This window comes from Serratia sp. Z4 (assembly GCF_009900725.1).
Taxonomy (GTDB): Bacteria; Pseudomonadota; Gammaproteobacteria; order Enterobacterales; family Enterobacteriaceae; genus Serratia; species Serratia nematodiphila.
The window spans coordinates 164,625-183,878 of sequence record NZ_JAAABD010000004.1 but is presented as its reverse complement, the minus strand read 5'-3'; the positions used below and the strand labels follow the sequence as shown (position 1 = coordinate 183,878).

The 19,254-nt window shown below is 62.6% G+C and carries 18 protein-coding genes; 6 read left to right on the top strand and 12 right to left on the bottom strand.

What is annotated here, in order from left to right; genetic code table 11:
* Positions 1-73: 73 nt before the first annotated feature.
* From GT753_RS16735 to GT753_RS16710, 6 genes are all read right to left on the bottom strand, one after another.
* Positions 74-1,042 carry a TerC family protein gene (locus GT753_RS16735; protein ID WP_015379153.1) on the bottom strand — a complete coding sequence of 323 codons (969 nt, stop codon included), beginning with the start codon at positions 1,040-1,042 and terminating at the stop codon, positions 74-76.
* Positions 1,043-1,294: 252 nt separating this feature from the next.
* Positions 1,295-2,026 (bottom strand): glutamine amidotransferase, encoded by a 732-nt coding sequence (locus GT753_RS16730; protein WP_015379152.1) that lies wholly within the window; start codon positions 2,024-2,026, stop codon positions 1,295-1,297.
* Position 2,027: 1 nt separating this feature from the next.
* Positions 2,028-3,008 carry a Gfo/Idh/MocA family protein gene (locus tag GT753_RS16725; RefSeq protein WP_004937152.1) on the bottom strand — a complete coding sequence of 327 codons (981 nt, stop codon included), beginning with the start codon at positions 3,006-3,008 and terminating at the stop codon, positions 2,028-2,030.
* Between the two features lie 49 nt (positions 3,009-3,057).
* Positions 3,058-3,570: a M48 family metallopeptidase gene (locus GT753_RS16720; RefSeq protein ID WP_015379151.1), complete on the bottom strand. Its 513-nt coding sequence runs from the start codon at positions 3,568-3,570 to the stop codon at positions 3,058-3,060.
* Entirely contained in the window at positions 3,563-3,886 is a 324-nt protein-coding gene (locus tag GT753_RS16715) for a HigA family addiction module antitoxin (RefSeq protein WP_015379150.1), read from the bottom strand. The genes GT753_RS16720 and GT753_RS16715 overlap by 8 nt, the downstream gene beginning before the upstream one ends.
* Positions 3,887-3,900: 14 nt before the next feature.
* Positions 3,901-4,191, bottom strand: coding sequence for a type II toxin-antitoxin system RelE/ParE family toxin (locus tag GT753_RS16710; protein WP_041922289.1), 291 nt, complete (start codon positions 4,189-4,191; stop codon positions 3,901-3,903).
* A 230-nt stretch (positions 4,192-4,421) separates the two neighbouring features.
* Between GT753_RS16710 and rlmG the strand changes: the two genes are divergently transcribed.
* Positions 4,422-5,561, top strand: coding sequence for a 23S rRNA (guanine(1835)-N(2))-methyltransferase RlmG (rlmG, locus tag GT753_RS16705; RefSeq protein ID WP_015379148.1), 1,140 nt, complete (start codon positions 4,422-4,424; stop codon positions 5,559-5,561).
* Between the two features lie 194 nt (positions 5,562-5,755).
* Here the strand turns inward: rlmG and GT753_RS16700 are convergent, their stop codons facing one another.
* Positions 5,756-7,777 carry an FAD-dependent oxidoreductase gene (locus GT753_RS16700; RefSeq protein ID WP_015379147.1) on the bottom strand — a complete coding sequence of 674 codons (2,022 nt, stop codon included), beginning with the start codon at positions 7,775-7,777 and terminating at the stop codon, positions 5,756-5,758.
* 307 nt (positions 7,778-8,084) lie between these two features.
* Here GT753_RS16700 and GT753_RS16695 point away from each other — a divergent pair, with 307 nt between their 5' ends.
* Entirely contained in the window at positions 8,085-9,704 is a 1,620-nt protein-coding gene (locus GT753_RS16695) for an ABC-F family ATP-binding cassette domain-containing protein (RefSeq protein ID WP_015379146.1), read from the top strand.
* Between the two features lie 22 nt (positions 9,705-9,726).
* Here GT753_RS16695 and GT753_RS16690 read toward each other — a convergent pair whose 3' ends face one another.
* Positions 9,727-11,199: a PLP-dependent aminotransferase family protein gene (locus tag GT753_RS16690; RefSeq protein ID WP_015379145.1), complete on the bottom strand. Its 1,473-nt coding sequence runs from the start codon at positions 11,197-11,199 to the stop codon at positions 9,727-9,729.
* A 121-nt stretch (positions 11,200-11,320) separates the two neighbouring features.
* Between GT753_RS16690 and GT753_RS16685 the strand changes: the two genes are divergently transcribed.
* Genes GT753_RS16685 through GT753_RS16675 form a run of 3 tightly spaced genes read left to right on the top strand, consistent with a single transcriptional unit; the run spans position 11,321 to position 15,353 of the window.
* The gene (locus tag GT753_RS16685) at positions 11,321-12,586 is read left to right on the top strand and encodes a 4-aminobutyrate--2-oxoglutarate transaminase (protein ID WP_015379144.1); all 1,266 of its coding nucleotides are present in this window, start codon (positions 11,321-11,323) and stop codon (positions 12,584-12,586) included.
* Positions 12,587-12,598: 12 nt separating this feature from the next.
* On the top strand, positions 12,599-14,053 hold the full coding sequence (locus tag GT753_RS16680; protein WP_015379143.1) for an NAD-dependent succinate-semialdehyde dehydrogenase: 1,455 nt from the start codon (positions 12,599-12,601) through the stop codon (positions 14,051-14,053).
* Positions 14,054-14,111: 58 nt separating this feature from the next.
* On the top strand, positions 14,112-15,353 hold the full coding sequence (locus GT753_RS16675; protein WP_031300237.1) for an amino acid permease: 1,242 nt from the start codon (positions 14,112-14,114) through the stop codon (positions 15,351-15,353).
* Positions 15,354-15,427: 74 nt separating this feature from the next.
* Here the strand turns inward: GT753_RS16675 and yfcF are convergent, their stop codons facing one another.
* Positions 15,428-16,063: a glutathione transferase gene (gene yfcF, locus GT753_RS16670; protein WP_004937171.1), complete on the bottom strand. Its 636-nt coding sequence runs from the start codon at positions 16,061-16,063 to the stop codon at positions 15,428-15,430.
* Positions 16,064-16,234: 171 nt separating this feature from the next.
* On the opposite strand from yfcF, the gene GT753_RS16665 reads away from it, so the two are divergent.
* A complete protein-coding gene (locus tag GT753_RS16665) occupies positions 16,235-16,951 on the top strand; it encodes an HPP family protein (protein ID WP_015379141.1) in 717 nt (238 codons plus the stop codon).
* On the opposite strand, the gene aac(6') is transcribed toward GT753_RS16665, so the two are convergent.
* From aac(6') to GT753_RS16650, 3 genes are all read right to left on the bottom strand, one after another.
* A complete protein-coding gene (gene aac(6') / locus GT753_RS16660; protein WP_021505085.1) occupies positions 16,952-17,392 on the bottom strand; it encodes an aminoglycoside 6'-N-acetyltransferase in 441 nt (146 codons plus the stop codon).
* Between the two features lie 138 nt (positions 17,393-17,530).
* Positions 17,531-18,433, bottom strand: a complete 903-nt coding sequence (locus GT753_RS16655) for a pirin family protein (RefSeq protein WP_160125781.1) — start codon at positions 18,431-18,433, stop codon at positions 17,531-17,533.
* Positions 18,434-18,581: 148 nt separating this feature from the next.
* Positions 18,582-19,190, bottom strand: a complete 609-nt coding sequence (locus tag GT753_RS16650; protein WP_015379138.1) for an FMN-dependent NADH-azoreductase — start codon at positions 19,188-19,190, stop codon at positions 18,582-18,584.
* Positions 19,191-19,254: the final 64 nt, after the last annotated feature.

Below are 19,254 nucleotides of genomic sequence, written 5' to 3'. Positions count from 1 at the left end.
AATAACGTTTGGCGTTTTGCGGGAATTGCCAAACAATCACGGGGCGACTAGCGCCCCGGATAACAGATTATGGTTATTTCTTCGCCAGGCGATCGTTGCGGTGATTGACCCAGGCGTTGATCAGCAAGGTGAACGTCAGGATGCCCGCCACCACGCCGAGCGACACGCCGATCGGGATGTGGAAGAAGTCGATAATCAGCATCTTGATGCCGATAAATACCAGGATCACCGACAGGCCGTATTTCAGCATCGAGAACCGTTCCGCCACGTTGGCCAGCAGGAAGTACATGGCGCGCAGGCCCATGATGGCGAACAGGTTGGAGGTCAGGACGATGAACGGATCGGTGGTCACGGCGAAGATCGCCGGAATGCTGTCCACCGCGAAAATCACGTCGCTCAGTTCCACCAGGATCAGCACCAGCACCAGCGGGGTGGCGAACAGAATGCCGTTGCGGCGCACGAAGAAACGCTCGCCTTCCAGGCTGTCGGTCATGCGCAAGCGACTGCGCAGCCATTTCACCAGCGGTTTGTCGCCGATCGCCGAGTCATCTTCCTTCGCCAGCGCCATTTTTATACCGGTGAACAGCAGGAAAGCGCCGAACAGATACAGCAGCCACTGGAACTGGCTGACCAGCCAGCTGCCGGCGAAGATCATGATGGTACGCAGCACGATCGCCCCCAGCACGCCGTAGATCAGCACCCGCCGTTGCAGGTTGGCCGGCACGGCGAAGTAGCTGAACAGCATCAGCCAGACGAACACATTATCCACCGCCAGCGCTTTTTCGATCAGGTAGCCGGTCAGGAAGGCCAGCGCCTGGGTATCGGCGACGGCGCGCCCGGCGGTTTCATTCAGGTAATACCAGAAACCGAAGTTGAACAGCAGGGAGAGGCTGACCCACACCAGCGACCAGCTGGCGGCCTGCTTCATAGTCATGGTGTGCGCGCCTTTACGGCCCTGCAACAGGAGATCGATTGCGAGCATCACGACTATAACGGCGGCAAAGCTGCCCCATAACCACGGTGTGCCAACGGAATTCATCATCAGAGGTATCCTTCAAAAACAAAAACGGCCAACGTCGGAAGACGCCAGCCGCTCTGTGAACGCTGCAAGCAAACCTCGCCTTCCGGCAAGGTCTCACTTACAACGTTGATGAAGGTGGTTACACCTTTGACATCAGGTTGCCCGGTAACCGGATGCTTGCGCATCGTAATGACGATTGACCGGCAATGAAGTTACTCCCCTTTGCAGAGCAGAAAGTAATGCAAAATGTGTCGGCGGTCAACGTGAATCGCGTTAACCGGCCATCGCTTTTTGCGCGCCGAGGCTGACGACGAATCCCTGCAGCAGCAGGCGGCTGAATGGCGTGTCGCTAACCTGTTGTTGTTGCTGTTGGTAGCGGGCCTGCTGCTCGGGATGCAGCTCGCCGAGCCACTGCAGATACTGGCTCATCACCGCGCCGTTGAATTCCGGGTGGAACTGGGTGGTCAGGGCGTGATCGCCATAGCGCAGGATTTGGTGCGCGTCCTGCTGCGAACGCGCCAGCGTCTGCGCGCCGGCGGGCGGCGTCAGCACGCTCTGCGAGTGGATCAGGTTGGCCTTGAAGCGCGGCGGCAGCAGGGTGAGCCGCCGATCGTCGGCCGCGGCGGGCAGCAGTTCGATCTCCAGCGTACCCACCTCCATGCCCTGCGGGTGGTAGCCCACTTCGCCGCCGAGCGCGTAGGCCAACAGCTGGTGGCCGTAGCAGACGCCGAACAGCGGCAGTTTGATCGCCATCGCCTGGCGCAGCCATTCGGCGGCTTCCTCGCTCCACGGCAGCCGTTCGGTCACCATCGCCGGCGAGCCGGTGATGACTACGCCGCAATAGGCGGCAGGCGGCAACGGCCGTTCGCCGGCGGGCAGGTGCACGATGTGCGCGCGTTCGGCGTCGATATTGCCTTGTTGCAGGAACATGCCATCAAAGTTGGCCAATTCCTGACGAATGGCCTGCGGCGCGTCGCCGGTTTGCATCACGAGCAACGGTTTCATCTCATTCTCCGTCGGCGGGGAAGACGACGCCGGTCTGGCGGCGGATATCGGTCAGCAGGCGGGCGACGATCAGCGAATTCTCCAGCCCTGGATGTTCCACCCGGTGATTTTCCACCAGCTCAGCGAAGGCCAGCGCTTCATACAGCATGGTGTTGATGTGCTGCGGCTGGCTCAGATCCTGGCGGTTGCCGCCGCGCGGCGTCAGCGCCACGCCCTGACACTCGGAAATCTTGTCGATAATCAGCGTGCCTTCCTCTCCCTGGATCTCGCTGGGGATCGCCGAGTCGCTGACCTTGGAATGGGAAAGCGTGACGTCGAAATCACCGTAGTTCAGGCAGACGGTGCCGTGGGCGTCAACGCCGGTATCGAGCAGTGTGGCGCTGGCGAGCACCGACTGCGGCGCGCCGAACAGCGCTACCGCGCTGGCCAGGCAGTAGTAGCCGATATCCATGATCGAGCCGTTGGAGAACTGCGGGTTAAAGGTGTTGGGGTTCTCGCCGGCGAGGTAGCGCGGATAGCGCGAAGAGTATTGGCAGTAGTTGATAAAGGCTTTGCGTAACCGGCCGACGTTCGGCAATGCCTGTTGCAGCGCCAGAAAATTCGGCAGATAGGCGCTTTTGAACGCCTCGAACAGCACCACCTGGTTTTCCCGCGCGCAGGCTACCAGCTGTTCCGCTTCGCGCTGGTTGGAGGCCAGCGGTTTTTCGCAGATCACGTGCTTCTTATGGCGCAGGAACAGCAGCGATTGCGGGCAGTGCAGGGAATTGGGGCTGGCGATATACACCGCGTCTATGGCATCGGACTGGGCCATCGCCTCGAGCGAGTCGAAAAACTGCGTGACCTGATAGTTGGCGCCAAACGCCTGCGCCTGTTCCAGCGAGCGTGAATACACGGCGCTCAGCTTGAGTTTGCCGCTTTCATGGGCGGCATCAATAAAACGTTCCGTAATCCAGTTGGTGCCGACGACGGCAAAGCGAATCATAGCGAGCTCCGGTCCAGCCTAAAACCGCAGATTATCACGCCCTCACTCGCTATGCATACAGCTCGCCGAACAGCGAAAGGTGCGTCAGATACAGCCGGGTATCGAACTCCAGCTGGTGGTAATCCGGCTCCATGTGGCAGCACAGGCTGTAGAACGCCTTGTTGTGATCTTTCTCTTTCAGATGCGCCAGCTCATGCACCACGATCATGCGCAGGAACGGCTCAGGCGCGACCTTGAACACCGTCGCCACGCGGATTTCCGCCTTGGCCTTCAGCTTGCCGCCCTGCACGCGCGAGATGGCGGTGTGCAGGCCCAGCGCGTGCTTCATGACGTGGATCTTGCTGTCATAGGCCACCTTGCTCAGCGGCTGGGCGTTGCGCAGATACTGGTTTTTCAGATCGACGGTAAACTGATACAGCGACTTGTCGGTGGTGCACTCATGCACCTGCGGATAGCGCTGCAGCAGCACGTCTCCCAGCCGATTCTGATGGATCAGTTGCTGCACCTGGCTTTGCAGATGCGTTGGGTAGCCTTGCAGGTAGGCGAGTTCGATGTCATGCATGAGTGATATTGCGTCCCAGTATTTCTTTGATTGGCCGCAGCCGCACACGTTGCGCATCGGCCTGTCTGGCTTCCCAGCGATCGTGTGCCGCCTGCAGGTTTAGCCAAAAGTCGGCGGTCGTTTCGAACAGGTCGGCAAACAGGTTGGCCTCGGCAACGCTCATGCGTCGATGCCCGTTGCACAGGCGGTTAACAGTGGCACGGGTGACGCCCAGTACCTTCGCCAGTTCTTCCTGGCCGATGCCCAACGGCGTTAAATACTCTTCCTGCAGCACTTCCCCCACCGTGGTGGGTTCGCGAGTCGTGGTTTCCAACATAGGTTCCCCCTCGTTCAGGTATCTTGGTGAGGATCGAGGTAAATTTTTTCAGCGGCATCATGCCGCCACTGGAACATCAGCCGCCAGTGCATATTGACGTGCAGACTTGACCATCCCTGAAATGGCCCGGATAGCCGCTTGTAATAGTTACCCGTGGGGTGATGCAAATCACGCTCTTGCTGCGCGGCGGCCAATATATCGAGCTTTCTGGCCAACTGCCGCTCGAGCACGCCGGGGATCAGACGGCTGCGTTTGCCTTCCAGATAGAACTGCTCCAGATAGCGATCGCGGAAAGATTTAATCATGCTTTCCCCCTTCCATAGGGACTGGCAGTGTAACATTTAAAGTTACACCTCGTCAGGTTAAAAAAACGTCGACATGGGTGCTTGGGAGGGAAAGGTTAATGTTGTTAAAGGAGAAAAGGGACGCGGGTTTTCAGATACGCGGCGCAATACGCAATTTATCCGAAAAAACATTTTACTGACGGGCGTTTTTAGGGGATAAACAGCCCAAATTTTATCAGTCAGGAGGGGCAATGAGCCAACTCGATCTGGGAACACAGCAACTTGAGCTGGAGCGTTATCCCCAACAGGAAGAATCCACCCAACTGCAGGCGTGGGAAGCGGCGGACGAATATCTGCTGCAACAGCTTGAAAACGTAGATATCGGCGGCCGCCCGGTGCTGATTTTCAACGATAACTTCGGCACCCTGGCCTGTGCGTTGCACGCGCATCGCCCTTACAGCGTCAGCGACTCGTACATGAGCCAGCTGGCGACGCGCCACAACCTCAAACTCAACGGTCTGGATCCTGAGCAGGTCACACTGCTGGACAGCCTGGCCGAGCTGCCGGCGGCGCCGGCGGTGGTGCTGATTCGCGTGCCGAAAGCGCTGGCGCTGCTGGAACAGCAGCTGCGCGCGCTGCGCCACGTCGTGACCGAAGACACGCTGATCGTCGCCGGCGCCAAAGCGCGCGACGTGCACACTTCGACGATGCAGCTGTTTGAAAAAGTGCTGGGCCCGACGCGCACCAGCCTGGCGTGGAAGAAAGCGCGTCTGATCTTCTGCCAGGCGGCGGATATCGTCCCGCCGGCGGCGGCGGAAACCACCGACTGGACGCTGGACGGCACCGATTGGCTTATCCATAACCACGCCAACGTCTTCTCGCGCGGCAGCCTGGATATCGGCGCGCGCCTGTTTATGGAACATCTGCCGCGCGGCCTGAACGGCCATATCGTCGATCTGGGCTGCGGCAACGGCGTGATTGGCCTGACGGCGCTGGCGCAAAACCCGGAAGCGCAGGTGACCTTCGTCGATGAATCTTACATGGCGGTGGCCTCCAGCGAGCTGAACGTGGAGCACAACCTGCCGCAAGAGCTGGACCGCTGTCAGTTTGAGGTGAACAACGCGCTGGCAGGCATCGAGCGTGAAAGCGTGCAGGCGGTGCTGTGCAACCCGCCGTTCCACCAGCAACACGCCATTACCGATCACACCGCCTGGCAGATGTTCTGCGACGCCAAGCGCTGCCTGCAGGTGGGCGGCGAACTGCGCATCGTCGGCAACCGTCACCTCGACTACCATCAGAAGCTCAAGCGCCTGTTCGGCAACTGCACGCTGGTGGCCTCGAACAAGAAGTTCGTGATCCTTAGAGCGGTGAAATCCGGCGCGCGTCGCTGAGCGTGAATAACAAGGGGCGCCGGGCGCCCCTCAGGCTGTAGACAAAGGGGGAAAAAGCGTGGTTTTTCCCCCTTTGTGGATATCAGCCGAAAATCAATAAATTGATTTTCCTTGTTCTCTATTCGCTGCTCTCTGCCAACCCGGCATGGGGATGAGGTTTGTCATCAATATCAGGGGCGCCGGGCGCCCCTTTTTTACAGCGCCATCGCCAACCGCGTACCCTGATCGATCGCGCGGCGGGCGTCCAGCTCGGCGGCCACGTCGGCGCCGCCGATCAGGTGCACGGTTTTCCCCATCGCCAGCAGTGGTTGCTGCAGTTCGCGGCGCGGTTCCTGCCCGGCGCAAATGACCACCGTGTCCACCGGTAGGCAGCTGTCTTGCTCGGCGCGGGTGATGTGCAGCCCTTCGTCGTCGATCAGCCGATAGCTGACGCTGTTGAGCATCTTCACGCCGCGCATCGCCAGGCTGGCGCGGTGGATCCAACCGGTGGTTTTGCCCAGGCCTTCGCCCACCTTGCTGGTTTTGCGCTGCAACAGGTAGATTTGCCGGGCGGCGCGCGGCGCCTGCGGGCCTTGCGCCGCCAGCCCGCCGCGCTGTTCAAGGCGGCCATCGATGCCCCATTCGCGGTTGAATTCCGCCTGATCCAGGCTGCTGGACACGCCGTGCTGGCTGAGGTATTCGGCGGTATCGAAGCCGATGCCGCCGGCGCCGACGATCGCCACCCGCTGGCCGACCGGTTTTTTATCGCGCAGCACGTCCAGATAGCTCAGCACCTTGGCGTGCCCGATGCCGGGGATGTCCGGGGTGCGCGGCACGATGCCGCAGGCGAGGATCACCTCATCGAATTCGCTTAAATCCGCCGCTTCGACCTTGACGCCCAGCCTGACCGTCACTTCACGCAGCGCCAGCTGGCGGCGGAAGTAACGCAGGGTTTCATGGAATTCTTCCTTGCCGGGGATCTGCTTGGCGATGTTGAACTGGCCGCCGATCTGCTCGGCGGCGTCGAACAGCGTCACCTGATGACCACGGCTGGCGGCGGTGGTGGCGAAGGCCAGCCCGGCGGGGCCGGCGCCGACCACCGCCAGTTTTTTCGGCTTTTCCGCCATTGTCAGCGGCATTTCGGTTTCACGGCAGGCGCGCGGGTTGACCAGACAGGAAGTCAGCTTGCCTTCAAAGATCTGGTCGAGACAGGCCTGGTTGCAACCGATGCAGGTATTGATCTCGTCGGCGCGCCCTTCGGCGGCTTTCTGCACAAAGGCGGCGTCGGCGAGGAACGGGCGTGCCATCGACACCATATCGGCGCAGCCGTCCGCCAGCACCTGCTCGGCCACCGCCGGATCGTTGATGCGGTTGGTGGTGATCAGCGGGATGCTGACCTTGCCCATCAGCTTGCGGGTCACCCAGCTGAATCCGGCGCGCGGCACCATGGTGGCGATGGTCGGAATACGCGCTTCGTGCCAGCCGATGCCGGTATTGATGATCGTGGCGCCCGCCTGTTCGATCGCCAGCGCCAGCTGCTCGATCTCCTGCCAGCTGGAGCCGTCTTCCACCAGGTCGAGCATCGATAGCCGGTAGATCAAAATGAATTCCGGGCCCACCGCCTGGCGCACCGCCCTGACGGTCTCGACGGCGAAGCGCATGCGATTGGTGAAGCTGCCGCCCCATTGGTCGTCGCGCTGGTTGGTGCGCGTCGTCAAGAATTGGTTGATCAGATAGCCCTCGGATCCCATCACCTCAACGCCGTCATAGCCAGCCTGCTGCGCCAGCGCCGCGCAGCGGGCGAAGTCGGCGATAGTCTGCTCAATCTCCGCTTCGCTGAGCGCGCTCGGCGTAAACGGGTTGATCGGTGCCTGCAGCGCGGAAGGGGCCACCAGCTTGGGTTGATAGCTGTAGCGGCCGGTGTGCAGGATCTGCAGCGCAATTTTGCCGCCCGCCCGGTGGACGGCTTCAGTCACCGGGCGGTGGTGGGGCAATTGCGCCTCGCTGTTGAGGAGCGAACCGCCGCGAAACACCACGCCCTGTTCGTTCGGGGCAATGCCGCCGGTGACGATCAGCGCCACGCCGGCGGCGGCGCGCTCGGCATAGAACGCGGCCAGGCGCTGCGGGCCGTCGGGCAGCTCTTCCAGGCCGGTATGCATCGATCCCATCAGCACCCGGTTTTTCAGGGTGGTGAAGCCGAGATCCAGCGGCGCCAGCAGGTGAGGGTAATTGCTCATTGCACTCTCCATCGGGTGAAATCGGGGCCCGTTGTTATAATTATGTGAACACAAGTGGTCGGATGAGATAAATCTAGCCGTTGTCGCGCCGCTTGGGAATCTGCGTTGCGCTGAATGTGATAGATGTCATGAATCTCAGACTCTGTTTGCATAACGAACAAAAGATCGGTTAGCCTTTACGCGTTGCAAATTCCTTCTCTCTGCGGAGCCATAACCGAAAATGAACAACCACGCCTGTTGATATCTGGTCCCACGCCGTGCGCTCTCGCGCCCTGTGGGGATGTTTTGATCTCATTCAGGAGTGCTTATGGCTCATTTAGTGCAGTCCCCTTATTTCGTTTTACATCAACTGACCTGCCAATTTGCTGACGGCGAAACGCTGTTCGGCCCGCTGGATCTCGCTTTTGATCGGTCGCGCTGCGGCCTGGTGGGGCGCAACGGCGTTGGCAAAACCCAGCTGCTGCGCCTGATCGCCGGATTGGATCTGCCGGGCAATGGACACGTTGAATCTCATGCCGCAGTAGCTTACGTTGCGCAGCAGCCGGAGATCGCGCCGCACACTACGCTGGCGCAGCTGCTGGGCTACGGTGAGGTGTTCGCCGCGCTGGCGCGTCTCGAGCAGGGGCGGCCGTTGACGGACGATATCGATCGTCTGGAAGGGCGCTGGGATCTTCACGATCGTCTGCAAAACGCCTTTGCCGCCGCCGGGTTGCCGGCCTTCGATCCGTTGCGATCCGCCAGTTCGCTGAGCGGCGGCGAGCGGATGCGCGCGTCGCTGTGCGGCGCCTTGCTCGGCGAGGCGGATTTTCTGCTGCTGGACGAACCGACCAACCACCTCGACAGCGCCGGCCGCGCCTGGCTGTATCAGCAGCTGGATCAGTGGCGGGGCGGGCTGTTGATCGCCAGCCATGACCGGCAGCTGCTGGGGCGCATGGAGCGCATCGTCGAACTGACGCCCGGCGCGCTGCGCAGCTACGGCGGCAACTATGAGGACTACCGGCGCCAGCGCGATACGGAGCAGCAGGCGGCGCGCGCCGATCTGGAGCATGCGCGCGAGGAGCGCCGCCGCACCCGCGCTCGCCAACAGAAAGAGCACGACATGAGCCAGCGGCGCTCGGCGCAAACGCTGCGCGTCGTCGATACGCTGAATATCGCCTCTTTCGAACGGGTGGCCTACAAGTCGGCGGCGAAGGAGAGCCTAGGCACGCTGCGCAAACAGCATCAGGATCGGCGCGACAGCCTCGATGCGGCGGTGCGTGAAGCCTATCAGCGGGTGGAGGAGGAACCGCCGGTGTTGCTGGCGCTGCCGGGCAGTGAAGTGAACGCGAACAAGCAGGTGCTGGTGCTCGAGCGGCTGCAACTGCCGTTCGTCAGCGCGCCGCCGCTAGATTTGCGGATCGACGGCCCGATGCGCGTGGCGTTGACCGGCCCCAACGGCTGCGGAAAATCCACCTTACTGAAGACTCTTCTCGGGCAGCTGGCGGCGCTTTCCGGCCATTGTCATTGCCCGCTGTCGACGGCCTACCTCGATCAAACCCTGTCGCAGCTCGATCCGGGCCTGTCGGTGATGGAACATCTGGGGCTACAGGATTCGCCGCTGGCGGAAGGGGCGCTGCGCACCCGGCTGGCGCAGCTGCAGCTTGGCGCGGATCGCATCGCGTTGCCGCTGGGCTCGCTGAGCGGCGGTGAACGCTTGAAGGCGGCGCTGGCCTGCGCGCTGTGGCGGCGACAACCGGCGCAGCTGCTGTTGCTCGACGAGCCGACCAACCACCTGGATCTGGCGTCGTCGCTGGCGATCGAAACCGCGCTGGCGGATTTCCCCGGCGCGATGCTGGTGGTGTCGCACGACGAAGACTTCCTGCAGGCGCTGAGGCCGACGCACCGCCTGAACAGGCAAGCGGACGGCTGGCGGCTTCAGGCCTGGTGAGGCAGGCGGGCGGCGATCTGACCTAGTGCGGGGCGTTGATGCACGCCAGCAGCTGGGTGAAGGCGGCGGCCATTTGCTCTTCCGGCACGCAGGCAAAGCCCATCAGCAGGCCGCGCCGGCGGTTGGGCTGCATATAGTAGCGCGACAGCGGCCGCACCAGCACCCCGCGCGCGCCGGCGGCGGCGGCGATCGCCACGTCGTCGGCCTCGTCCGGCAGGTTGAGGATCAGGTGCAAGCCGGCGTTGCTGTTGAATTCGCTGAGCGCCTGCTTGCCGAGATGTTGTTCGATCAACCCGGTCAGGAAGGCGCGCCGCCGGGCATACAGCAACCGCATGCGGCGGATATGCGCCGTGTAGTGCCCCGCCTGAATAAACTCCGCCAGCGCGCTTTGGATCAGCAGGTGCCCGCCGCGGTACAGCTCGGCATGGGCGGTTTTCAGCGCCTGCACCAGCGGCGGCGGCAACACCACATAGCCGAGGCGCAGCGCCGGGTAGAGCGTTTTGCTGAAGGTGCCGATATAGATCACCGGCGCGTCGGCTTCCAGCCCTTGCAACGCCGGGATCGGCTGGCCGGAAAAACGGAATTCGCTGTCGTAGTCGTCCTCGACGATCCAAGCGCCGGCGTTGCGCGCCAGCGCCAGCAGCCGTTGGCGGCGCGCCAGGCTCATCACCGAGCCGAGCGGATACTGGTGCGACGGGGTGACGAAGATCAGCCGCGGTGGGTTGGTCGGCTGCTCCGGCGGCACCAGCCCGGCCTCGTCTACCGCCAGCGGGCAGATGTTCAGCGCATTGATGCGCAGGATATTGCGGATCCCCCAATAGCCCGGCTCTTCGATCCAGGCGTCATCCCCCGGATTGCACAACATGCGCGTCACCAGATCGATCGCCTGATGGATGCCCTCGGTGATCAGGATCTGTTCCGGCGAGCAGCGTACCGAGCGCGCCACCCGCAAATACTCCACCAACGCATGCTGTAGTTCCGGGCTGCCACCCTGATTGCTGTAGGTCAGCCGCTGCGGCGCCGGGCGGCGGCTGAGGCGCGCCTGGATCTTGCTGAACAGCTGATGAGGAAAGGCGTTGACGTCGGGCACGCCGGGAATGAATGCCCCCCACTGTTTGGGGCTGGCGCTGGCGTGGTGCAGCAGCGTGGCGCCGCGCTCCGACAGGTCGACGCGCCGCGGTTGCCCGCTGCCGTCCGCCGGGGCGCCGCCGGTGGACAGGCAGCTGTCCGGCACCGTGTCGGCGACGAAGGTGCCGCTGCCGGCGCGCGCCGACACGTAGCCTTCTGCCAACAGTTGTTCATAAACGGTTAACACGGTGTTGCGTGAAAGGCTGAGCTCCTGCGCCAGGTCGCGCGAGGCGGGCAGGCGGCTGGAGGGCGGCAGGCTGCCGTCGAGAATGCTGGTGCGGATCGCGTTGTAAAGCCGCTTGTGCAGCTTGTCATCGGGCTGTTCGCCGAGGCGCTGCAGCAACAGATCACCACTCAATGAGCGCAATTGGATCCCTCAATTATTCGTAACTGGCACTCGATTATAGGGCCACATCCTGTGTAAATAAACGGCATTGTTTCACGAATGTGAACGAAACGTGTAACTGGCACCGACCGGAGAGAACAGCATGAAAAACGCAGAATTGAACCAACGCCGTCAGGACGCCACCCCGCGCGGAGTGGGCGTGATGTGTGGTTTTTACGCCGAGCGCGCAGAGAACGCCACGCTGTGGGATGTGGAAGGCAAAGAAGTGATCGACTTCGCCTCGGGGATCGCCGTGCTGAACACCGGCCACCGTCACCCGAAGGTGATCGCCGCGATTGAAAAGCAGCTGCAGGCCTTCACCCACACCGCCTATCAGATCGTTCCTTACGAAAGCTATGTCTCGCTGGCGGAGCGCATCAACCAGCGCGCGCCGATCGCCGGTCCGTGTAAAACCGCCTTCTTCACCACCGGCGCGGAAGCGGTGGAAAACGCGGTGAAGATCGCCCGCGCTTACACCGGCCGCCCGGGGTTGATCACCTTCGGCGGCGGTTTCCACGGCCGCACCTACATGACCATGGCGCTGACCGGCAAAGTGGCGCCTTACAAACTGGGCTTTGGCCCATTCCCCGGCTCGGTGTTCCACGGCCAGTACCCGAACGCGCTGTACGGCGTGACCACCGAAGACGCGATGAACAGCCTGGACCGCCTGTTTAAAGCGGATATCGATCCCAAGCAGGTGGCGGCGATCGTGCTGGAGCCGGTGCAGGGCGAGGGCGGCTTCAACGTGGCGCCGGCCGATTTCATGCAGGCGCTGCGCACGCTGTGCGACCAGCACGGCATTCTGCTGATCGCCGACGAAGTGCAGACCGGCTTCGCCCGCACCGGCAAGCTGTTCGCCATGGAACACTACAGCGTTAAGCCCGATTTGATCACCATGGCGAAAAGCCTGGCGGGCGGCATGCCGCTGTCGGCGGTGGCGGGCCGCGCCGAGGTGATGGACGCGCCGGCGCCGGGTGGGCTGGGCGGCACCTACGCCGGTAACCCGCTGGCGGTGGCCGCCGCGCACGCGGTGCTGGACGTGATTGAAGAGGAGCAACTGTGCCAGCGCGCTCAGCGCTTGGGTCAGCACCTGGTGGAAGTGCTCCAGCAGGCGCGCAAAACCAGCCCGGCGATCGCCGATGTGCGCGCGCAGGGGTCGATGGTGGCGGTGGAGTTCAACGATCCGGCTACCGGCAAGCCTTCGGCGGAGATCACCCGTCAGGTGCAGCAGAAGGCGATGGAGGAAGGGCTGCTGCTGCTGAGCTGCGGCGTGAACGGCAACGTGATCCGCTTCCTCTACCCGCTGACTATCCCGGACGATCAGTTCACCAAGGCGATGGGCATCCTGTCCCGCGCGCTGGCCCACTAAGGAGCGAACGGCATGAAATTGAACAATCCCGAGCTGTTGCGCAGCCAGTGTCTGATCAACGGCGAATGGTGCGACGCCCTGAGCGGCAAGCGCGAAGCGGTGATCAACCCGGCCACCGGTGCCGAACTGGCCAGCATTCCGCTGGTCAGCGAAGAGGAAACCCAACAGGCGATCGCGGCGGCGCAGCGGGCGCAAAACGACTGGAAACAGCTGACCGCCAAGCAGCGTTCCGCGCTGCTGTTGGCCTGGGCTGATAAGGTGCTGGCCGCGCAGGAAGATCTGGCGCAGCTGATGACCGCCGAGCAGGGCAAATCGCTGGCGGAAGCGCGCGGCGAAGTGACCTACGCCGCGTCGTTCATCACCTGGTTCGCCGAAGAGGCCAAGCGGGTGGACGGCGCGGTATTGCAGGCGCCGCAGGCTTCGCAGCGCCTGGTGGTGGTGAAGCAGCCGATCGGCGTGTGCGCGGCCATCACCCCGTGGAACTTCCCGGCGGCGATGATCACCCGCAAGGTGGCGCCGGCGCTGGCGGCCGGTTGCACCATCATCGTCAAACCGGCCGAGCAAACGCCGCTGACCGCGCTGGCGTTGGCCAAGCTGGCGCAGGACGCCGGCATTCCCGCCGGCGTGTTGCAGGTGGTGACTGGGGAAGCGGCGCAGGTGGGCAAGGTGTTGTGCGACAGCCCGGTGGTGCGCAAGCTGAGCTTTACCGGCTCGACCGAGGTCGGCCGCATCCTGATGGCGCAGTGCGCGCCGAGCATCAAGAAACTGTCGCTGGAGCTGGGCGGTAATGCGCCGGTCATCGTGTTCGACGACGCCAATCTGGACGCGGCGGTGGCGGGCATCATGGCCTCCAAGTTCCGCAACAGCGGCCAGACCTGCGTGTGCGCCAACCGCATCTACGTGCAGGACGGCATCTACGAGCGGCTGGCGGAGAAGCTGGTGGCGGCGGTCGAGCAGTTGAAAGTCGGCGACGGCAGCCAGGAAGGTACCACTCAGGGGCCGCTGATCGACAGCGATGCGGTGGCGAAGGTGCAGAGCCACATCGACGACGCGCTGATCAAAGGGGCGCAGATCGCCACCGGCGGTCAGCCGCACGCGCTGGGCGGCACCTTCTTCCAGCCGACGGTGGTGACCGGCGTGACGCAGAAGATGCGCTTCGCCAAAGAAGAGACCTTCGGGCCGGTGGCGCCGCTGTTCCGTTTCCATGACGAGGCGGAAGCCATCGCCATGGCCAACGACACCGAATTCGGTCTGGCCGCCTATCTGTTCACGCAGAACGCTGCGCGCCAGTGGCGAGTGCCGGAAGCGCTGGAGTACGGCATGGTCGGCATCAACACCGGGCTGATTTCCAACGAAGTGGCGCCGTTCGGCGGCGTGAAACAGTCAGGGCTCGGGCGTGAAGGATCGCGCTACGGGATAGAAGAATATCTGGAGCTGAAATACCTGTGTATCGATGTGAGCCGTTGAGCGTCAGGACGTTAACCCATCCCGGCGGCCAGCGTCGCCGGGCGATAAAGGATGATGCATGTCTGATAATATCTCTGTTTCTCCGGCGCTTGCCGCCGGGGTGCGAGCACCTGCACCCGCCAAATCGTTAAGTTTCCTCGAAGGGGTGGCGATGATCGTCGGCACCAACATCGGCGCCGGCGTGCTCTCCATCGCCTATGCCTCCAGCAAGGCGGGTTTCCTGCCGCTGCTGTTCTGGCTGGTGCTGGTGGGGAGCCTGACCACCATCACCATGCTGTACGTTGCCGAATCCACGCTGCGCACCCGCGCGCATCTGCAGCTGAGCGGGCTGGCGAAGCGCTACGTCGGCGGCCTGGGCGCCTGGTTGATGTTCGCTTCGGTGTGCGTCAACAGCGTCGGGGCGCTTACCGCCTACATGACCGGCAGCGGCAAGCTGCTGCAATCGCTGTTCGGCATCTCGCCGGCGCTGGGCAGCCTGCTGTTCTTCGTACCCGCCGCCGGCGTGCTCTATCTCGGTTTGAAAGCGATCGGCCGCGGCGAGAAGTTCATCAGCATCGGCATGGTGGTGATGTTGACCGCGCTGGTGGCGGCGACGCTGCTGAAAGACACCACTCATATGCGCAACCTGCTGGACGGCGACTGGCGCTATATGGTGCCGGTGTTCAACGTGGTGGTGTTCTGCTTCTCGGCGCAGTACATCGTGCCGGAGATGGCGCGCGGCTTTGCCGATAAGCCGGAGCAGCTGCCGAAGGCGATCATCGTCGGCATGGTGGTGACGTTCATTTTGCTGGCGGCGGTGCCGATGTCGGTGATCGCGCTCAGCGGGCTGGATGACATCTCCGATGTGGCCACCATTTCCTGGGGCCAGGCGCTGGGGCAGTGGGCGTTCTTCTCCGCCAACATCTTCGCGCTGTGCGCGATGCTGACCTCGTACTGGGGGTTGGGCGGCAGCTTCCTGACCAATATCTTCGACAAGTTCCGGCTGGGCAACGACGAGTTGCCGCTGCGCCGCTTCGGCGTGCTGCTGCTGGTGGTGGTGCCGCCGTTCGCGCTGGCCTACAGCGGGCTGGTGTCGTTCGTCAACGCGCTCTACTTCGCCGGGGTGTTCAGCGGGGTGATCCTGTCGATCATGCCGATGCTGATCCTGCGCGGCGCGCGCAAACACGGCGACCAAACCCCACGCTGGCAGTGCAACTGGATCACGCATCCGCTGCTGCAGATCAGCATTGTGTTGCTGTACCTGGCCAGCGCGGTGTACGCCATCGCTTCATTGTTAGGCTATCTGCCCTCTGGATGGTGATTTGCCTTCCCTCAAGCAGTGATGTTGTTTCTCGGCATTGAGAACGGCGGCGTCGTGGCCGCCGATTTTTTTCCTCAGGCGCGCCGTTTTTCCGACAACGCCAGCCAGGCCTGCACCGACGGGCGCTGCCACTGCTTGTGCGCATAGTGGCGCACGCGCTCCGGCACCGGATCGCCGTGCATTACCAGCCGGTTGAGCATCAGCGCCAGATCGGTGTCGGCGATGCACCACTCCCTGAACAAATTATCCTGCCCGTGGCTCAACAGCTTTTCCACGGCGGCGATCAGCTTGCGCGCGGCTTCCTGCGCGGCTTCGGACAGCGGCGGGAACTTGCCGTTGTTGAACACCACTTCGGTCGAGCGCTCGGCGCGGATCGGCAGCAGATCGCTGCGCAACCAGGCCTGGATCTCGCGCGCCTTGGCGCGCAGCTTCACGTCGCGCGGGTACACGGCGTGGGCCGGGTGGATGTCTTCCAGGTATTCGGCGATCGCCGAAGACTCCGAGAGCTGGAACTCGCCGATCGCCAACGTCGGCACCCGGCGGGTGAGCGATAGCGCCGCGTAGGCTGCCTCTTTGTTCTCTTCTTTCGCCAGATCCACCGGCTTCACGGTGAACGGAATGCCTTTTTCCGTCAGCACGACAAAGGCGGACATGGCGTACGGGCTGAAAAATTCACTGTCGGTATAAAGCTCGGTGATCGGTTGAGACATCGGCGGTTCCTCGGGGTTAAGGGGGGAACATTCATCATTGTCGAGGGGAGGCTAAAAATCAATCTGTTAGCCTAAAAGTTCTTGGGCGGCGCGGTTTACGGCGCCGTGAGCTCCTTCAGGATGATGTGATATATTTGTTGCCAACACGTGAATTGAGCCGTATTGGGTAACATGAAGACGCAGTGGATAGAACGAGTGAAAGTGGGATGCGCGCGCCTGTGGCCGCACCCGCTGGCGGTGGGCAAACGAGAGATGCTGATTTCCAGCGTTGGCGCCGGTTTGGGGCTGATGCTCGCCGGCTGGATCAGCCACTTTATTTTGGGCGAGGTGAACCTGTGGTTTATCGCGCCGATGGGCGCTTCGGCGGTGCTGCTGTTCGGCGTGCCGAACAGCCCGCTGGCGCAGCCTTGGTCGATCGTCGGCGGCAATGCGCTGGCGGCGACGGTGGGCGTGAGCGCCGGTCTGCTGATCCCCGATCCGGGTCTGGCCTGCGGCGTTGCGGCGGCGGTGGCCATCGGCCTGATGTTCAAGCTGCGCTGCCTGCACCCACCCGGCGGCGCGGTGGCGCTGACCGCCATCCTCGGCGGCCCCGGCATTCATCAGATGGGCTACCACTTCGTGTTGTACCCGGTGCTGCTGAACTCGGTGCTGCTGGCGGCGCTGGCCATTCTGTTCAATAACCTGGCCGGGCGGCGCTACCCGCACGCGCTGGCGCCGGCGGAGGCCAAGCCGGCCAATCTGCCGATCGATGCCGTTTCCATCACCCGCGCCGATCTGCACGAGGCGTTGATGGAGGGGGATCTGTTCGATATCGATGAGGACGATCTGCAGGAGATCCTGCTGCGCGCCGAGCAGCTGGCGCATCAGCGGCAAAGCAAGATTGCCTGATCAGCCCAGCGTTTTGCGGTAAAACACCACCCGTTCCGTTTCGGCAAAGCCCAGCGCCGCATGCAGGCGCTGGGAGTCCAGATTGGCGATGTCGGTATCCGACGCCAGCTCGCTGCACCCCTGTTGCTTCGCCCACTCCTGCACCTGCGCGATCAAACGCGCCGCCCAGCCCTGGCGGCGGGCGCGTTCGACGGTGTAAATCCCTTCCAAAAACGCCACCGGCGACGATTCGCAGCCGTTGACGTAATCGTGGCGCAGCGCGACCTCGGCAAAGCCAACGAAAGCGCCGTCCAGCCCCCGCGCCATAAACGCGGTGTGGTGCGGCGAAGCCAATATTTCGCGCATCTCCGCGCGGTGCTCTTCCAACGGACAAGTGGGCCACAGCGCCGCGCGTAGCGCCAGCCAGGCGTCGAGGTTGTCGTGGTCGCAGTTGACGATCATGCGGGATCCTTATCCGGCAACTGAAGGGAGTGGGGCGATAATATCACGTTGCACCGCCAGCGAACGGCCGGATGCGTCGGCGCATGTGAGTAGCCTGCCCTGGATCGTTCGTCGCAGATTGTGATCCCATCATCAACGTCATCGAAAGACGGGGATCGTACCCGAGGCCGTACGCCGCTCGCCGGCCTCTTTAAGTCTGCGCCCCAGTTCGGCGATGCGACGTTCGCCGGCTTCCAGCGCGGATGCTGAGGTATGTACCGAATAGGCGCCGAGGTGCAGCGGATACGGGTGAGGCACGGCTGAGCCGAGAACGAATACGGCATCTTCATTGCCGGATGCTTCAAGCACAATGGACATTTCCCCCGGTTCGAATACCACCATCTCGCCCGCGTTGATAGGCGCGTCTGCGCTGAGCCGGCCTTTGGCCAGCGCGAGCCAGCCGACCGAATGCTTGGCTGGCGGGAGGTAAGTCCAGCTTTCGCCGGGTTTGAGGGTGACGAGCAAGTAATTGATGCCTTCCTGCGCGGGCACCGGGCTTTGCACGCCTTCATGGTTGCCGACGATGATATGCGCCGGCCCGATTTGGCGCATGTTCCGGGCTTCGATATAACGGCTTTCCTGTTCACCGTTTTCCAGTTCGGCGGGCAGGGCCAGCCAGAGCTGGAATCCCTGGATGCGCGGTGTATCCGTGGCGGATAATTCCTTGCCGTGCCACATCCCACCGCCGGCACGCGCCCACTCCACTGCGCCATAGCCGAGCGTCCCGACAGCGCCGCTGGCAGGATCTTCGTAGTGAAAAGCGCCTTCGAGCGGCACGGTCACGGTGGCTATGCCTGAATGCGGATGCAGCGGCATGTTGGCCAGCATTGCCATGGTGCGCTGATCCGCCTCGAACAGATCGAGGAATACGAAAGGTTTAATCACCTGGCCCAGGTCGGAAGGGCTCATCAGCCGGGTGATCGGGCCGTGGCCGTGGCCTCGGGTGCGTTGTGTTATACGCCGCGGGTTGGGCGCGAGTGGTGAGGTCAACGTGGTGTTCATGATTGAATCTCCAGTTTACAAATCCGGCGCGAACGAATTCCGGGGTACGCGGCACAGCCATAGGATTGAGCGGTATTGCATCGCCAGTGGCCAGCCCAAAAAAGGGACTGGCCGCGAGCCTGCTCTTGCTGTTCTGAACCGGCCCCGATTAAGCGGTCAGGCCGTCAATCTGAGCCGCGGCTGCATCGATGGCGACAGTGCGGTTTTCCGGGCTGAGTGCCAGTCCCTCTGCTCGAATGAAGGTGATGTCCGTAATGCCAAGGAAGCCGAAGAAACTGCGCAGATAGGTTTCCTGATGGTCCAGGAAGGCCAGTGGCGTGCCTTCGCCGTACAGGCCACCGCGGGTGGAAGCAACGATAACGCGTTTCCCCTTGGCGAGGCCTTCAGCGCCGTTTTCCGTATAGCGGAAAGTTCTGCCTGGCACTGCAAGTCGGTCAAGCCAGGCGCGCAGCTGAGTCGGCAACGTAAAGTTATACATAGGCGCACCGACGATAATGACATCGGCGGCAAGGAAGTCGTCGACGAGTTTGGCGTTGCGGGCAACGGCCTGTTTGACGTGCTCGTCTTGCGGCTCCACGCCCTGCAGAGCCAGAAATTCGGCGCTGGAAAGGTGGTTAATCGGGTCGGCGGCGAGATCGGTGTGGATGATCCTGGCGTCTGGCTTAGCTGCAGACAGCTGTTTGGCGATCGCCGCCGTGAGCTGGCGGCTAACCGATTGTTCGTTGAGAATGCTGGAATCGATATGAAGCAGTGTCATGATGAAATCCTTAGGTATAAAATGGTAACCAGGGATAACAATATAACCATGTCCTAAAATGGCA

Excerpts from the sequence above, each read along its gene's own strand:
- GT753_RS16735 (WP_015379153.1), bottom strand. The coding sequence starts at position 1,042 with ATGATGAATTCCGTTGGCACACCGTGGTTATGGGGCAGCTTTGCCGCC.
- GT753_RS16730 (WP_015379152.1), bottom strand. The coding sequence starts at position 2,026 with ATGAAACCGTTGCTCGTGATGCAAACCGGCGACGCGCCGCAGGCCATT.
- GT753_RS16725 (WP_004937152.1), bottom strand. The coding sequence starts at position 3,008 with ATGATTCGCTTTGCCGTCGTCGGCACCAACTGGATTACGGAACGTTTT.
- GT753_RS16720 (WP_015379151.1), bottom strand. The coding sequence starts at position 3,570 with ATGCATGACATCGAACTCGCCTACCTGCAAGGCTACCCAACGCATCTG.
- GT753_RS16715 (WP_015379150.1), bottom strand. The coding sequence starts at position 3,886 with ATGTTGGAAACCACGACTCGCGAACCCACCACGGTGGGGGAAGTGCTG.
- GT753_RS16710 (WP_041922289.1), bottom strand. The coding sequence starts at position 4,191 with ATGATTAAATCTTTCCGCGATCGCTATCTGGAGCAGTTCTATCTGGAA.
- rlmG (WP_015379148.1), top strand. The coding sequence starts at position 4,422 with ATGAGCCAACTCGATCTGGGAACACAGCAACTTGAGCTGGAGCGTTAT.
- GT753_RS16700 (WP_015379147.1), bottom strand. The coding sequence starts at position 7,777 with ATGAGCAATTACCCTCACCTGCTGGCGCCGCTGGATCTCGGCTTCACC.
- GT753_RS16695 (WP_015379146.1), top strand. The coding sequence starts at position 8,085 with ATGGCTCATTTAGTGCAGTCCCCTTATTTCGTTTTACATCAACTGACC.
- GT753_RS16685 (WP_015379144.1), top strand. The coding sequence starts at position 11,321 with ATGAAAAACGCAGAATTGAACCAACGCCGTCAGGACGCCACCCCGCGC.
- GT753_RS16680 (WP_015379143.1), top strand. The coding sequence starts at position 12,599 with ATGAAATTGAACAATCCCGAGCTGTTGCGCAGCCAGTGTCTGATCAAC.
- GT753_RS16675 (WP_031300237.1), top strand. The coding sequence starts at position 14,112 with ATGTCTGATAATATCTCTGTTTCTCCGGCGCTTGCCGCCGGGGTGCGA.
- yfcF (WP_004937171.1), bottom strand. The coding sequence starts at position 16,063 with ATGTCTCAACCGATCACCGAGCTTTATACCGACAGTGAATTTTTCAGC.
- GT753_RS16665 (WP_015379141.1), top strand. The coding sequence starts at position 16,235 with ATGAAGACGCAGTGGATAGAACGAGTGAAAGTGGGATGCGCGCGCCTG.
- GT753_RS16655 (WP_160125781.1), bottom strand. The coding sequence starts at position 18,433 with ATGAACACCACGTTGACCTCACCACTCGCGCCCAACCCGCGGCGTATA.
- GT753_RS16650 (WP_015379138.1), bottom strand. The coding sequence starts at position 19,190 with ATGACACTGCTTCATATCGATTCCAGCATTCTCAACGAACAATCGGTT.